The organism is Nonomuraea sp. bgisy101, assembly GCF_057708945.1.
The window spans coordinates 1-11,997 of record NZ_JBYITD010000077.1 but is presented as its reverse complement, the minus strand read 5'-3'; the positions used below and the strand labels follow the sequence as shown (position 1 = coordinate 11,997).

Below are 11,997 nucleotides of genomic sequence, written 5' to 3'. Positions count from 1 at the left end.
CCGGCGCTCAGAGGGAGCGAGGGCCGCGGGGAGCGAGGGCTCGGGGAAGCCAGGACCTCGAGAGGAGGGAGAGCTTCGGGAGGGGCGCGCCTGAGCGGCGGGGGCGGGCCCGGTCAGCTGGAGCGGTAGTGGCGGCGCAGCGCGATGCCCGCGGCGATGCCGCCCGCGAGCGCGCCCACGCCCGCCGCGATCGGCAGTGCGGTCAGCGTCGCCTTGCGCCCGGTGCGGAAGTCGCGGATCGGCCAACTGTGCTTCTTGGCGTGCTCGCGCAGCTCCGAGTCGGGGTTGATGGCCACCGCCCTCCCCACGAGCGAGAGCATCGGCAGGTCGTTGGCGGAATCGCTGTAGGCGGTGCAGCGGGTCAGGTCGAGCCCCTCGCGGCGGGCCAGCGCCCGCACCGCCTCGGCCTTGGCGGGGCCGTGGAGCAGGTCGCCGACCAGCCGGCCCGTGTAGACGCCGTCCTGCGACTCGGCGACCGTGCCGAGCGCGCCGGTCAGGCCGAGCCGCTGGGCGATGACCCTGGCCAGCTCGACGGGCGTCGCGGTGACCAGCCAGACGCGTTGCCCCGCGTCGAGGTGCGACTGGGCCAGCGCCCTGGTGCCCGCCCAGATCCTGTCCGACATCTCCTCGTCGTAGATCTCCTCGCCGAGCCGTACGACGTCGTCGACCTTGCTGCCCGCGACGAAGGCCAGCGCGGTCTCGCGGGCCACCGCGATGTGCTCGGGGTTCTCGTTGCCGCGCAGCCGGAAGACCGCCTGGCCGACCGCGAACTTCAGCAGGTCGGAGGTGGTGAACATGCCACGCGTGGCCAGACCGCGGGCGAAGTGGTAGATCGAGGCGCCGCGCATCATCGTGTTGTCGACGTCGAAGAAGGCCGCCGCCTGCAGGTCGGGCTCGGCGGGAACCGTGGCCACCGCGGCGGCCGCCGCCACCTCGCCGGCAATCTCCGCCTCAGCCGCCCGATGCCGTCGTAGTAGCCGCCTCATAGCCCCTCAGCTTAACCGGGAAGTGTTAACTATCCGCTCGGCAGACGCAGCCCGTCGATGTAGTCCAGGTAACCGTTGGCCTGTTCCTGGTCGACGTCGTTGAGCCGCTCCAGCATGGGGTCGACCTTCTCGTGCTGCTCCTCGACGAACTTGTCGATCTTCGACTGGTCGCGCGGCACCGCCCTGTCCATCCGCTCGATCGCCGAGCGGGTGCTCTCCTCCATCTCCTGGAGGGTGGCGCCGACGTGCGGCCCGCCCCCGCCCGCGTCGAGCAGCGCCTCGAGTTCCTCGGCCCGCTTGCCGGCGGCGTCGAGTGCGCTGCCCGCCTTGTCGGGGTTCAGCTCGGTGATCGCGCCCTCCGCCGCCCGCTTGAGCGGATAGAGCATGTCGCCGGGCACCGCGCGGTAGGTCACGATCACCGACAGCACCATGGCCGTCGCCAGGCCTGCCGCCAGCAGCGGCGACAGCCAGCGCAGCGGCCTGCGCTCCCGCCTGTGAGGCGCGGCCGGCAGCGTCTCGGACATGAGCGTCTCGCGCAGCCTCGCCCTGAACGCCGGGTCGGGGCCGCCGCCCAGCGGGAGGTTCTCGCCGAGGTCGTTCAGCTGGCCTAGGAGGGCATCATGAGCGGACAGCCGACGTTGGAATGGCGACCTACCCATGAACGCTCCCTGCCGCCCCCGAATGATGATCTACCAGTGATACTTGCCTAACGACCTGCCGAGGGGTGAGGTTACGCCAGATCGGGCTTGAGGGCCCTGGCCAGCGATCGGATCGCTCGGAACTGCAGCGCTTTGATCGCTCCACTCTTCTTCCCCATGATCAGTGCGGTCTCCGCGAGTGACAGGCCGTGCAAGAACCTCAGGACCACGCATTCCTGCTGCTCGGGATTGAGATCCCGGACGGCGCGCAGCACGCGGTCATTGATGATCGCCGTGACGACGGCGTTCTCAGGGATGTGCGCCCCGTCCAGGGGGACGTCGAGCACCTCGGCGGTCGTGACCTCCAGGCGGTAGCGGCTCGACTTGAAGTGATCGGTGACGAGGTTTCGCGCGATGGTCACGAGCCAGGCGCCGAAGTCACGGCCCTGCCAGGTGAAGTCGGTGATTCGGCGAAGCGCGCGAAGGAAGGTCTCGCTGGTGAGATCCTCGGCGAGGGGGTGGGAGCCGACCCTGAAGTAGATGTAGCGGTAGACCAGGTCGAGATAGCGGTCGTAGAGCGTTCCGAAAGCGTCGTTGTCGCCGGCTTTCGCCTGTAAGACCAGGGCGCGCAGCTCACAGTGCTCCGTGTCCGGGACGTCTTCGCGCACGGCAAGTTCGCTCGTCCGTGCTCCTCCGATGGCGGAGGGAGGAAGTAGCCCGGCGAACGACCACGAGTCAGGCATCCGGTATCCCTAGGGGTAAGGGGTGCGGCGTGCTCGAACACTCTAGAAATCAACTGGAAATTCCACAATCCGCACAGGGCGCGGCATGACTACCAATAACCGGCGGATACCGTGTGGACCGACCCGCTTCCCTCTTCGACTACCGGTTGGGAGGTAATGTCCGGCAGCATTGGGGGCACCATGGAACTTGTCGTCGCAGTGATCGCGTTCGCCGGCGCCTTGCTCGCCGGGATCGCCGCGTTCGCCCTGGTGCGCCGCCTTCAGGAAGACCGTGACGGCTGGCTGATCGCCTGGATCGTGGCGGCGATCGCCCTCTGCCTCTCCCTCGCCGTGGTCGGTCTGGGCGGCCTGCAGACGTTCGGGCCCCTCACCTTCAGGCTCTACCAGTTGTTCGGAGCGCTCCTGGCGCCGCTGTGGCTGGCCATCGGCCTGGTCCAGCTGCTCGCGGAGAAGGGCCGCGCCAGCTTCGCCGCCTGGCTGCTCGGCGCCGCCGTCACCATCGTCTCCACCTACATCCTGATCCTCGATCCCGTGATCGAGGAGGCCAAGCTCAAGAACGAGACCCTGCCGTCCGGCAGCCTCCACTGGGACCTGGTCGCGGGATCGGTCCTGACCGGCGTCCACGCGCTCGTCGTCCTCGTCATGCTCGGCTGCCTCGTGGCGGCGGGACTGCGCTGGCGCAACGGCGACGACTACGACACCGACAACCTGCACGCCAGCCTGGTCATCGCGCCCAGCGCGATCGCGCTGGTCGGCTCCGTGCGCTTCAGCGTGCCCGCCCTCTTCACCGTCGCGCTGCTCGTCGTCGCCGCGGCCGCCATCTGGTACTGCGTGCTGCGCCCGCTCGCGCCGTACGACGAGGAGGAGGACGACATCGCCGAGGAGCACTGGGACTCCCGCCCGGCCGGCCGCAGGGCCGCGTCCGCGCCGCAGCCCGCCGCGCCGCAGCCCCAGCCCGTCCAGCAGCCGGCCGCGCAGCCCCGCAGGTCGGGGCTCGGCGACCTGGTCGCCGAGTACCGCGCGGGCGAGCAGGAGATCGACTACGCGGCCCGCATGGATCCCTTCGCCTCGGGGCCCGCCACCGGCTCGTTCATGGCCAACGGCGAGGACCGCGGCTACGGCTCGATCCCGCCGAGCGGCCCCCAGCCCGGCCACATGAACCCGAACGCGAGCCCCCACACGGGGCCGCACAGCATGCCGGGCGCCCACTCCCAGGCGCCGCCGGAGACCGGCATGTTCGGCGTGCCCGAGGGCCTGTCCGCGGGCTCCCACGGCTACGGCTCACGCGCCCGCGAGCCCGAGTACGGCATGCCCGCCACCGGCGCCGTCTACCCGGGCGCCGAGATCCCCGGCTTCACCACCGGCTCCACCACGGTCCCCGCCGGCGGCACCTCGCGCCCCTCGCCGAGCATCTACGGCCTGCTGACCGTCTTCACGATCATGGACGGCTCCGGCGACGCGTTCGACCGGCTGGCCGAGCAGACCGTCGACGCCGTACGGCGCGGCGAGCCCGACACGCTGGTCTACGCCTGCCACGCGGTGAAGTCGGCCCCGCTGCAGCGGATCGTCTACGAGCTCTACCGCGACGAGGTCGCCTACGCCGAGCACCAGCGCCAGCCGCACATGGAGCGCTTCCTCACCGAACGCCAGTCGATGGTGCTCGCCACCAACGTCATCGAGCTCAACGTCAACGCCGCCAAGGTCGTGCCGTTGCCGACGGCCTTCCAGCTCTGACGCCGTGCCGTACGGAACGGTCAGCCGGACAGGGCGGCGCGCAGGCGCGGCTCGGAGACCCGCCAGAAGTCGTGCTGCACCCCGTCGATGAGAGTGACGGGAATCATCTCCCAGTACTTCTCCGTCAGCTCGGGCGAGGAGTTGATGTCGACCTCGTCCCACGGCACGCCCATGTCCTGCGCCACTCTGGCGATGATCGCGCGGGCGTCGTCACACAGATGGCAGCCTGGCTTGCCCAGCAATGTGATGCGGTGCATCCCCTCAGCCTAGCCACGACTTTGTGCGTCGGTTCACAAAGGGATTACTCTGAAAGGCGGCCAGATTACTGTTCGCGCAGCCCCAAGGAGCCTCGGCACGTGATGCGTCAGTCCCAACCGCGTGACCGCGGCATCCCCGAGGCGACGGTGGCCAGACTCCCGTTGTACCTGCGGGCGCTCAACGGGATGGCAGAACGCGGCATCGCCACGGTGAGCTCGGAGGACCTGGCCACCGCTGCGGGGGTCAACTCGGCCAAGCTCCGCAAGGACCTGTCACACCTCGGTTCGTACGGCACCCGCGGCGTAGGCTACGACGTGGAGTACCTCGTCTACCAGATCTCCAGGGAGCTCGGCCTCACCCAGGACTGGGCCGTCGCGATCGTCGGAGTCGGAAACCTCGGCCGCGCGCTCGCCAACTACGGGGGTTTCGTCTCCAGGGGCTTCCGCGTCGCGGCGCTGCTCGACGCCGACCCCGAAATCGTGGGCGACGACATAGCGGGGTTGAATGTTGAGCACATCGACGAACTGGAAGCCGTCATCAAGAGGCGAGGGGTCTCGATCGTCGTGCTGGCCACGCCGGCGGCGGCGGCGCAGGAGTTGTGCGACCGCGTGGTCGCCACAGGAGTGACCAGCATCCTGAACTTCGCCCCAGTCGTGCTTTCTGTGCCTGACACTGTCGATGTCCGTAAGGTCGACCTGTCGATCGAGCTGCAGATCCTTGCGTTCCACGAGCAACGCAAAGCGGATCGGATGAGTGGGGGGCCGTTGATGGCCGTGGACAGCCAGTGAGCGTTCTCGCGATCGGACTCAGTCACCGGACCGCTCCGGTGTCCTTGCTGGAGCGTGTGTCGGTGTCCGGCGACGCGCTGGTGAAACTGCTGCAGGACGTTCACAGGGAGGTGAACGTCGCAGAGGTCATGGTCATCTCGACCTGCAACAGGGTCGAGGTCTACACCGCGGTGGACAGGTTCCACGCGGCCGTCACCGCGATCACGAACCTGCTGGGCACGCACTCCGGCGTCCCGGTGGAGGAGCTGACGCCGCACCTGTACGTGCACTACGAGGACCGTGCGGTCGAGCACCTGTTCTCCGTCGCCTCCGGCCTGGAGTCGATGGTGGTCGGCGAGGGGCAGATCCTCGGCCAGACCCGCCAGGCGCTGAAGCTCGGCCAGGAGCAGGGCACGGTCGGCGCCACCCTGAACGAGCTGGCCCAGCAGGCCCTGCGCGTCGGCAAGCGCGCCCATGCCGAGACCGGGATCGACCGCGCGGGCGCCTCGCTCGTCACCGCGGGGCTGTCCTTCGCCGGTGACCTGACCGGCAGGCGCGCCCTGGTCGTCGGCGCGGGCGCGATGAGCGGCCTGGCCGTGGCCACGCTGGCGCGGGTCGGCGTCACCGACGTCGTGGTCGCCAACCGCACCTACGACAAGGCCGTACGGCTGGCCGATTCGGTCGGCGGCAGGGCCGTCGAGCTGTCCGAGGTCACCCGCGAGCTCAGGGACGCCGACCTCGTCATCTCCTGCACGGGCGCGGGCCACCACGTCATCACGCCCGACATGCTCGAAGGCCCCGCCTTCCTGCTGGACCTGGCGCTGCCGCACGACGTCGACCCCGCCGTCCGCGCCATCGACGGCGTCACGCTCGTCGACCTGGAGACGATCCAGGACTCGGGCGTCGGGGCGGGCGAGCAGGACGCGGTCGAGGCGGTCCGCCGGCTGGTCGCGCAGGAGCTCGACGCGTTCCTGTCGGCCGAGCGGGCCGCCCGCGTCACCCCCACGGTGGTGGCGCTGCGCAGCAAGGCGGCCGACGTCGTCGAGGCCGAGCTCGGCAGGCTGATGATGCGCCTGCCCGACCTCGAGGGCCGGGCCCGCGACGAGGTGGCGCAGACCGTCAGGCGGGTGGTCGACAAGCTGCTGCACGAGCCGACTGTGCGTGTCAAGCGGCTCGCGACCTCCCCCGCGGGCGATCATTATGCGGAGGCTCTGCGCGAGCTGTTCGATCTCGATCCCTCGATGCCCGAGGCCGTGAGAGGGGTGGACCTGTGAAGCTCGGCACCCGTAGGAGCCTCATGGCGACGACCCAGTCGCAGATGGTCGCCGACCTCTACACGGCGAAGACCGGCCGGACGATCGAGCTGGTCGGCATCACCACGTTCGGCGACGTGTCCAAGGCCCAGCTGTCGCAGCTGGGCGGCACCGGCGTGTTCGTCAGCGCGCTGCGCGACAAGCTGGTGGAGGGCGACATCGACTTCGCCGTCCACTCGCTGAAGGACCTGCCTACCAAGCAGGACCCGCGCTTCGTGCTGGCCGCCCTGCCCGAGCGCCACGACGTCAGAGACGCTCTGGTTGGCAGGACGAAGTTCGCCGACCTGGCGCCGGGAGCGAGGGTCGGCACCGGCTCGCCGCGGCGCATCGCGATGCTGCGCGCCCTGCGCGACGACCTCGACTACGTGCCGATCCGCGGCAACGCCGACACGCGCATCGGCAAGGTCACCTCGGGCGAGCTCGACGCGGTCGTTCTGGCCTCGGCGGGCCTGACCCGCATCGGCAGGCAGGCGGAGATCTCCCAGATCTTCGAGATCGAGGAGATGCTCCCTGCTCCCGGTCAGGGCGCTTTGGCCGTAGAGTGCCTCTCGACCAGGTCTGACCTGGTCGACTTCCTCAGCGTGCTCGACGACCCCCGGACCAGGTCCGCGGTGACGGCCGAGCGCGCGGTGCTGTCCGCTCTCGAGGCGGGATGCTCGGCCCCGGTCGGCGCGTTCGCCCTCGACGACGGGCACACGCTGAACCTGACCGCAGCGGTCGTCGCCCTCGACGGCCGGGAAGCGGTGCGCAAGTCCGCCGCCGGTTCTCCTTCGGAGGCCATGGAGCTGGGCCGCGAGCTAGCGGCCGCCATGATCGCCGAGGGGGCCGACAGATTGATGGGGGAGCAGTCCCATTGAGCTCCGATAGTCCAACCTCCGCTTTCGTCGCCTTCGTGGGCGCGGGTCCAGGCGACGCAGGCCTGCTCACGCTCCGTGGCGCCGAACTCCTGGGCAAGGCCGACGCCGTCGTGCTCGACCAGGAGACCTTCGGGCCTCTTCTCAAGCACTGCAAGGAAGGCGTCGAGGTCGTCCAAGGCGACTTCGTGAAGCGCGCGAAGGCAGGCAAGCTCGTCGTACGGCTGTGCGAGGGCGACCCCATGCTGTTCTCCTCGATCACCGAGGAGGTCGCGGCCTGCGCCGCGGCGGAGGTGGACTTCGAGATCGTGCCCGGCGTCCCTCCCGCCACGGCCGTGCTCACCTACGCGGGCATCCCGCCCGCCTCCGACGTTCCGGAGTTCAGGATCGTCGACGCCTCGCAGGAGCAGGACTGGGCCGTCCACGCCGCCTGCGCGGGCACGCTGGTCATCTACAACGGCATCGAGCAGGCCGTCGCGATCGGCAAGGCGCTGATCGCCAACGGCAAGTCCGACGCCACGCCCGTCGCCGTCAGCAGCGCGGGCACCACCACCGAGCAGTACACGGTGGCCACCACGCTCGGCAGGCTTCAGCCCGACCTCAAGCACGCGGGGTTCACCGAGCCCGCGCTGATCGTGGTCGGCGAGGCGGTCGGCCTGCGCGACAGGCTGTCGTGGTTCGAGACCAAGCCGCTGTTCGGCTGGCGCGTGCTGGTGCCGCGCACCAAGGAGCAGGCCGCCGGCCTGTCGGAGCAGCTGCGCTCCTACGGCGCGGTGCCCGAGGAGGTGCCGACCATCTCGGTCGAGCCGCCGCGCACTCCGCAGCAGATGGATCGCGCCATCAAGGGCCTGGTGACGGGCCGCTACGAGTGGGTCGCCTTCACCAGCGCGAACGCCGTCAAGGCCGTGCGCGAGAAGTTCGAGGAGTACGGCCTCGACGCCCGCGCCTTCGCCGGACTCAAGGTCGCGGCCGTCGGCGAGGCCACGTCGAGGGCACTGGTGGACTTCGGCGTGAAGCCGGACCTGCTCCCCTCGGGCGAGCAGTCCTCCGAAGGCCTGGTCGCCGAGTGGCCGCCGTACGACTCGATGCTCGACCCGATCAACAGGGTCCTGCTCCCGCGCGCCGACATCTCCACCGACACGCTGGTGGCGGGCCTGACGGAGCTGGGCTGGGAGTGCGACGACGTCACGGCCTACAGGACCGTCCGCGCCGCCCCTCCGCCCGCGCCGATCAGGGAGGCGATCAAGGGCGGCGGCTTCGACGCGGTCCTGTTCACCTCGTCGTCGACCGTGCGGAACCTCGTCGGCATCGCGGGCAAGCCGCACAACGTCACCGTGATCGCGGTGATCGGGCCGCAGACCGCCAAGACGGCCGAGGAGTTCGGGCTGCGCGTCGACGTCATGGCCGACAAACCATCGGCTTCCGCCCTCGCCGCCGCCCTGGCGGAGTACGGTCGTAAGCAGAGGCAGGCGGCGCTGGAGGCGGGCGAGATCCCGCGCAGGCCGTCACAGAACCGCAGGGGCGCGCGCAGGCGCACCAAGTAACCCCCGCGCTTCGGGGGAAGTGTAGGAGAGTCATGACCGCCGAGTTCCCGACCGCCCGTCCGCGGCGGCTGCGCCGTACGCCCGCCCTGCGGAGGCTGGTGACCGGCACGCGGCTGCATCCCTCCGAGCTGATCCTGCCCGTGTTCGTCAAGGAGGGCATCATCGAGCCGCAGCCCGTCGGCTCGATGCCGGGCGTGGTCCAGCACACCCGCGACTCGCTGCGCAAGGCCGTCCACGAGGCGGCCGAGGTGGGTCTGGGCGGCGTGATGCTGTTCGGCGTCCCGGCGGTCAAGGACTCCTACGGCACGGCCGCCGACGACCCCGACGGCATCACCCAGCAGGCGCTGCGCGACGTCGTGTCCGAGGTGGGCGACGCGCTGGTCGTCATGGCCGACACCTGCCTCGACGAGGTCACCGACCACGGCCACTGCGGCATCCTGACACCCGAAGGCGAGGTCGACAACGACGCCACGCTCGACCGCTACGTCTCCATGGCCGTCGCCCAGGCGCGCGCGGGCTCCCAGATGATCTCGCCGAGCGGCATGATGGACGGCCAGGTGGGCGCGATCAGGGCGGGCCTCGACGCGGCCGGCTTCTCGCACATCCCGATCATGGCCTATTCGGCGAAGTACGCCTCCGCCTTCTACGGGCCCTTCCGTGACGCCGTCGAGATGCCGAAGAACTTCGGTGACCGCAAGGCCTACCAGCAGGACCCCGCGGGTCCCGTGGGCGAGGCGCTGCGCGAGATACGGCTCGACGTCGCCGAGGGTGCCGACATCGTCATGGTCAAGCCCGCCCTCGCCTACCTCGACATCCTGCGCGAGGTCCGCGACACGACCGAGGTGCCCGTCGCGGCCTACCAGGTCAGCGGCGAGTACGCGATGATCGAGGCGGCGGCGGCCAACGGCTGGATCGATCGCGACCGGGCGATCACCGAGTCGCTGGTCGCCATCCGACGCGCCGGGGCGGACCTGATTCTCACGTACTGGGCGACGGAAATGGCCCGACGCGTCTGACGGAGGGGTTTCCCGTCGGGTCATGGGACCTATGCGTTAGAGTGCGAGGACAAGTGCTGGTGTGTCCCTTGTGAAGCCTTCTCGAGTGCCCGGGGACCCTTCTCAGGCACGGGACTCGAACGGGGAGACACCATGGTGGGGGTACCACTCGCTCGGCGTACCAAAAAGCGGACGCGCATGACCCGCGTCGACTCGGTCCTGCAGTACGCCGCTCTCGGCTGGCCCAGCGTGCCGGGCGCCCACCCGCTGCGCCGCGGGGCCCGCGCCTGTTCGTGTGACCGCATCGGCTGTCCCGACCCCGGCGCCCATCCGCTCTCGCCCGCCTGGTCCCTGCAGGCCACGACGGACACCGCGCTGCTGACCCGCTGGTGGCAGCGCGAGCCCGAAGCCAACGTGGTCCTGCCCACAGGGCGGGTGTTCGACGTCTTCGACGTACCGCTCACGGCGGGCCTCACCGCCCTGTCCCGCATGGACGCCGCTGACTTCCCCTCCGGCCCGGTCGCCTCTCATGGCGACCGGGTGCTGTTTTATGTGGCCACGCGCGGCAACCCCGAGGACGAGGACGAGTGGTGGTCGTGCAGCCTCGACGTCGCCCCCACCACGATCGACGAGACGCCGGGGCTGCGGTGGCACTGCCGCGACAGCTACGTCCTCGCCCCGCCGTCCACTCTCGCCACCGGGCAACCGGTCTCCTGGCTGCGACCGCCTGACGGCCGTCCCCTGCCCGATCCGCTCCGGGTCCTCGACTGGCTCGTCTGACGTCCGGCTCCCCTGGTCGAGCCGGCCGGTGAGGTCCGTGCCCGTCGAGGTGAGCGAGTGCGGGGGATCGTAGGCTGGAACGCGTGAGCCGTACACAGAACTCAGAGGACCTCTTCGAGCGAGCCCGCGCCATCATCCCCGGGGGCGTCAACTCCCCTGTGAGGGCGTTCGGCGCCGTAGGGGGAACGCCCCGCTTCATGGCGTCCGGCCAGGGCCCCTACATCACCGACGTCGACGGCAACCGCTACGTCGACCTGGTCTGCTCGTGGGGCCCGATGATCCTCGGTCACCGCCATCCGTCCGTGGTCGAGGCCGTCTCCGACGCGCTGCGGCACGGCATGTCGTACGGCACGGCCACCCCTGGCGAGGTCGAGCTGGCCGAGGAGATCGTGGCCAGGGTGGCGCCCGTGGAGAAGGTGCGCCTGGTCAGCTCGGGCACCGAGGCGACCATGAGCGCCGTACGGCTGGCCCGCGGCTTCACCGGCCGCTCCAAGATCATCAAGTTCGCGGGCTGCTACCACGGCCACGTCGACGCGCTGCTCGCCTCGGCGGGCTCGGGCGTGGTCACCTTCGGTCTGCCCGACACGCCGGGCGTCACGGGCGCCGCGGCGGCCGACACGATCGTCCTGCCGTACAACGACCTGGCGGCTGTCGAGGAGGCCTTCCGCACCGCCGAGATCGCGTGTGTGATCACCGAGGCCTGCCCCGCCAACATGGGCGTGGTCCCGCCGCTGCCGGGCTTCAACCAGCGGCTGAAGGAGCTGTGTGCGGCCAACGGCGCGCTGCTCATCCTCGACGAGGTGCTGACGGGCTTCAGGGTGTCCAGGGCCGGCTGGTACGGCCTCGATCCTGTCGACGCGGACCTCATGACGTTCGGCAAGGTCATGGGCGGGGGCATGCCCACGGCGGCCTTCGGCGGCAGGGCCGACGTCATGGCGAACCTGGCGCCCGAGGGGCCCGTCTACCAGGCGGGCACGCTGTCGGGGAACCCGCTCGCGTGCGCGGCGGGCCTGGCCACCCTGCGCGGCCTCGACGACGACGCCTACGCCAGGGTGGACGCGGCGGCCTCGGCGGTCTCGCTCGCGGCTGCGAAGGCGCTGGAGGCCGCGGGCGTCCCGCACCGCCTCCAGAGCGCGGGGAGCCTCTTCTCGATCTTCTTCACCGATCGGGAGGTCACCGACTTCGCCGCGGCCCAGACACAGAACACCAAGGCGTACACCGCGTTCTTCCACTCGATGCTCGACCAGGGCGTCTACATGCCGCCGTCGGCGTACGAGGCGTGGTTCCTGTCGGCGGCGCACGACGAGGAGGCGATCGGCGCGATCGTCGAGGCCCTCCCTGCGGCCGCCGACGCCGCCGCGGCGGCGGGCTAGCAGCCGCGGAGG

12 protein-coding genes are annotated in these 11,997 nt (G+C 70.4%); 8 read left to right on the top strand and 4 right to left on the bottom strand.

Annotation, left to right across the window (positions count from 1 at the left end; all coding sequences use genetic code 11):
* Window positions 1-113 precede the first annotated feature (113 nt).
* The 3 genes from AC3EO4_RS54800 to AC3EO4_RS54790 form a co-directional block, all read right to left on the bottom strand.
* The gene (locus tag AC3EO4_RS54800; RefSeq protein ID WP_431904662.1) at window positions 114-986 is read right to left on the bottom strand and encodes an HAD family hydrolase; all 873 of its coding nucleotides are present in this window, start codon (window positions 984-986) and stop codon (window positions 114-116) included.
* Between the two features lie 29 nt (window positions 987-1,015).
* On the bottom strand, window positions 1,016-1,645 hold the full coding sequence (locus AC3EO4_RS54795) for a DUF5667 domain-containing protein (RefSeq protein WP_431904659.1): 630 nt from the start codon (window positions 1,643-1,645) through the stop codon (window positions 1,016-1,018).
* 71 nt (window positions 1,646-1,716) lie between these two features.
* Entirely contained in the window at window positions 1,717-2,367 is a 651-nt protein-coding gene (locus AC3EO4_RS54790; RefSeq protein ID WP_379577970.1) for a sigma-70 family RNA polymerase sigma factor, read from the bottom strand.
* 180 nt (window positions 2,368-2,547) lie between these two features.
* Between AC3EO4_RS54790 and AC3EO4_RS54785 the strand changes: the two genes are divergently transcribed.
* Window positions 2,548-4,101: a putative quinol monooxygenase gene (locus AC3EO4_RS54785; protein ID WP_431904656.1), complete on the top strand. Its 1,554-nt coding sequence runs from the start codon at window positions 2,548-2,550 to the stop codon at window positions 4,099-4,101.
* Between the two features lie 20 nt (window positions 4,102-4,121).
* On the opposite strand, the gene AC3EO4_RS54780 is transcribed toward AC3EO4_RS54785, so the two are convergent.
* On the bottom strand, window positions 4,122-4,358 hold the full coding sequence (locus tag AC3EO4_RS54780; protein WP_431904653.1) for a glutaredoxin family protein: 237 nt from the start codon (window positions 4,356-4,358) through the stop codon (window positions 4,122-4,124).
* 102 nt (window positions 4,359-4,460) lie between these two features.
* On the opposite strand from AC3EO4_RS54780, the gene AC3EO4_RS54775 reads away from it, so the two are divergent.
* The 7 genes from AC3EO4_RS54775 to hemL all read left to right on the top strand — a co-directional run bounded on the left by AC3EO4_RS54775 (window position 4,461) and on the right by hemL (window position 11,985).
* Window positions 4,461-5,147, top strand: coding sequence for a redox-sensing transcriptional repressor Rex (locus AC3EO4_RS54775; protein WP_358129423.1), 687 nt, complete (start codon window positions 4,461-4,463; stop codon window positions 5,145-5,147).
* On the top strand, window positions 5,144-6,400 hold the full coding sequence (locus AC3EO4_RS54770) for a glutamyl-tRNA reductase (RefSeq protein ID WP_379577963.1): 1,257 nt from the start codon (window positions 5,144-5,146) through the stop codon (window positions 6,398-6,400). The genes AC3EO4_RS54775 and AC3EO4_RS54770 overlap by 4 nt, the downstream gene beginning before the upstream one ends.
* Entirely contained in the window at window positions 6,397-7,296 is a 900-nt protein-coding gene (gene hemC / locus AC3EO4_RS54765) for a hydroxymethylbilane synthase (protein WP_379577961.1), read from the top strand. Before AC3EO4_RS54770 ends, hemC begins: the two co-directional genes overlap by 4 nt.
* A gap of 35 nt (window positions 7,297-7,331) precedes the next feature.
* The gene (locus tag AC3EO4_RS54760) at window positions 7,332-8,837 is read left to right on the top strand and encodes a bifunctional uroporphyrinogen-III C-methyltransferase/uroporphyrinogen-III synthase (RefSeq protein ID WP_431904649.1); all 1,506 of its coding nucleotides are present in this window, start codon (window positions 7,332-7,334) and stop codon (window positions 8,835-8,837) included.
* Window positions 8,838-8,869: 32 nt separating this feature from the next.
* Window positions 8,870-9,853, top strand: coding sequence for a porphobilinogen synthase (gene hemB, locus AC3EO4_RS54755; protein WP_379577957.1), 984 nt, complete (start codon window positions 8,870-8,872; stop codon window positions 9,851-9,853).
* Between the two features lie 132 nt (window positions 9,854-9,985).
* Window positions 9,986-10,612, top strand: coding sequence for a bifunctional DNA primase/polymerase (locus AC3EO4_RS54750; protein WP_379577955.1), 627 nt, complete (start codon window positions 9,986-9,988; stop codon window positions 10,610-10,612).
* A gap of 83 nt (window positions 10,613-10,695) precedes the next feature.
* Entirely contained in the window at window positions 10,696-11,985 is a 1,290-nt protein-coding gene (gene hemL, locus AC3EO4_RS54745) for a glutamate-1-semialdehyde 2,1-aminomutase (RefSeq protein WP_379577953.1), read from the top strand.
* Window positions 11,986-11,997: the final 12 nt, after the last annotated feature.